3 protein-coding genes are annotated in these 2,643 nt (G+C 54.4%); 1 reads left to right on the top strand and 2 read right to left on the bottom strand.

The genetic code is table 11. The features are described from left to right. Positions 1-1,203: RecQ family ATP-dependent DNA helicase (locus B3Z49_RS20735; protein ID WP_296994453.1), on the top strand; the 1,203-nt coding region annotated here is incomplete at its 5' end. Between the two features lie 41 nt (positions 1,204-1,244). On the opposite strand, the gene B3Z49_RS20730 is transcribed toward B3Z49_RS20735, so the two are convergent. Further along, complete coding sequence (locus B3Z49_RS20730; RefSeq protein WP_296994450.1) at positions 1,245-1,736, bottom strand: glutathione peroxidase; 492 nt, start codon at positions 1,734-1,736, stop codon at positions 1,245-1,247. A 64-nt stretch (positions 1,737-1,800) separates the two neighbouring features. Next, positions 1,801-2,460, bottom strand: a complete 660-nt coding sequence (locus B3Z49_RS20725; protein ID WP_296994449.1) for a sulfite oxidase-like oxidoreductase — start codon at positions 2,458-2,460, stop codon at positions 1,801-1,803. Positions 2,461-2,643: the final 183 nt, after the last annotated feature.

The raw sequence follows: 2,643 nt of genomic DNA, 5'->3' as shown, positions 1-2,643 counted from the left end.
CCGAACATCACCTATCGCATTGAAACCAAGGGCAATGCCAAGCAACGCCTGCTGTCGTTCCTTAATCGCGAACATGCGAAGGATGCCGGGATTGTCTATTGCCTGTCACGGCGCAAAACCGAAGACGTCGCGCAATGGCTTTCGGAAAATGGTCGTCCAGCCCTGCCGTATCACGCGGGTCTGGCACAGGAAACACGCCAATTGCATCAGGATCGCTTCCTGCGTGAAGACGGGCTGATCATCTGTGCCACTGTGGCCTTTGGCATGGGGATCGACAAACCCAATGTCCGCTTTGTCGCCCATCTCAATCTGCCCAAAAGCATGGAAGCCTATTATCAGGAAACCGGGCGTGCCGGGCGTGATGGACTGCCGGCCAATGCCTGGATGAACTACGATCTGTCCGATATCGTTTCGATCCGAAGCATGGTGGCCGGATCCGACGCACCCGAAGCCCAGAAACGCATTGAATCGCGAAAACTCGATGCGCTGGTTGGTCTTGCGGAAACCACCCGTTGCCGACGTCAGGTGATCCTGTCCTATTTTGGTGAAGATCGCCATGAACCCTGCGGCAACTGCGACACCTGCCTTGAACCGGTTGATACCTGGGATGCAACCCAGGCCTCGCGCAAGGCGCTGTCGGCGGTTTATCGCACCGGCCAACGCTTTGGCCCGGCGCATGTGATCGAAGTCCTGATGGGCCGCAAGACCGAAAAAATCCGCCAAAACGGCCATGACAAGCTTTCTGTCTATGCCATTGGCAAGGATATCGCCCAGCCGCAATGGCGCTCGGTCTTCCGACAGCTCCTTGCCATGGGATATCTCGAAGTCGATGTCGAAGGACACGGCGGCGTCTATCTGACCGAGGAGTCCCGACCGGTGCTGCGCGGCGAAAAAGTCGTCGAAATGCGCAAGGACCCCGGCGAAAGCAAACGCGCCATGACCAAACGTCTGCGCGATTTTGATACCGAATTCGAAAACGAGGAAGACCGCGATCTTTGGGAACGTTTGCGCACGCTACGCCGCGAACTGGCCACCAGCCAGAATGTGCCGCCCTATGTGATCTTCAGTGACCGGACACTATGGGAAATGGTGCGTTTCAAGCCCCGCACCCTTGAAGATATGGCATCCATCAACGGTGTCGGCGTCAAAAAGCTTGATCAGTACGGATTGGCATTTCTTGATGTCATGGACGGACGGCGGTAACCCGCCGTCCCGTCATCAGATCGTCTTTTGGCAATTTGGCCCTAAAGGCTTGCGCGAATGGCGCTGACAATTTCCTCATCTTCCGGCTTGGTACGACTGTCAAAGCTTTGAATAAGCTTGCCATCGCGGCCAATCAGATATTTGTGGAAATTCCATTGCGGGGCGTTTTCCGCCCCCAATTCCTGCTCCACCCACTTATAGAACGGGTGCGCATCCGGGCCTTTGACCGTGGTTTTTGATGTCAGCGGGAAGTCGACATCAAAATTGACCTCACAGAAATCAAGGATATCGGCATCCTCGCTATATTCCTGCCCGCCGAAATCTGCCGACGGGACGCCAAGGACAACAAGCCCCTCGTCACGGTAATCTTCCCACAGTTTCTGCAGGCCGGTATATTGTGGTGTAAACCCGCACATCGAGGCGGTATTTACCAGCAAAACGACTTTGTCGTTATACTCTGAAAGATGGATTTCACCGGCATCAATCGCCGGGAAAGAAAAGTCGTATGCAGATGGCGCATCATCCGATGCCATTGTCTCCCTCCAGGACAAACTCACGACAACAATAGTAAAGACAAAGAATACAACGAATTGCCGCCTATTCATAGCGCTCCTCCGTCCATGGGTCGGCATTGTTGTGATACCCGCGTTCTTCCCAGAAACCCGGCTTGTCATCGCGGGCAAAGGTGATCTTTTTTACCCATTTGGCACTTTTCCAGAAATAAAGCTTCGGGATCACAACACGAAGCGGCCCGCCATGTTCTTCACTCAACGGCTCGCCCTCCCAATGATGGGCCAACAGCACATCATCATCCAAAAACTGTTCGATCCGGACATTCGTCGTATAGCCGTCATGGGCGGTAAACAGGACGTGACGCGCAGCAGGTAATGGATCAACAAGCTCTGCCAGCGTTGTGGCCAACACGCCCTGCCAATGATTTTCGTATCGCGACCAACTGGTCACACAGTGAATGTCGTTTTTGGCCGTGACATGCGGCAAATCAAGCAGATCGGAAAAGCTTAATGTCATCGGCTTTCTGACCTGCCCGTTGATTTCAAGCTGATAGTCATCCGCTGACACATGCGGCGTGATGCCAAGATCCAGAACCGGCCAATCCTTGACAAGACGCTGGCCCGGCGGCAAACGGTTCGCACGCTCAGTATCCGGTGCGCCGGTCATCAAGCGCCCGTCTTCGGCCCACTTGCGCTTGGCCGCGATCAGTTTGTCTTTGATCTTGCCTGAAAAGCTCTCGGTCACTGGATATTCCTTGGTTGATGATCGACATACGAAAAATGGCGCCAACATGTTCACCATGTCAGCGCCATTTAATCTCTTTTCACAGGGCGACGGCAAGTCACATGCCCGCGACCGATCTTTCAATCAGCCAAAGTCGCGCATCAAACGCGCCTTGTCGCGCTGCCAGTCACGCTCTTTGACCGC

The organism is Thalassospira sp. UBA1131 (assembly GCF_002311515.1).
GTDB lineage: Bacteria > Pseudomonadota > Alphaproteobacteria > Rhodospirillales > Thalassospiraceae > Thalassospira.
Note: the sequence above shows the minus strand (reverse complement) of the source record. Positions and strands in the feature narration are given on the sequence as shown.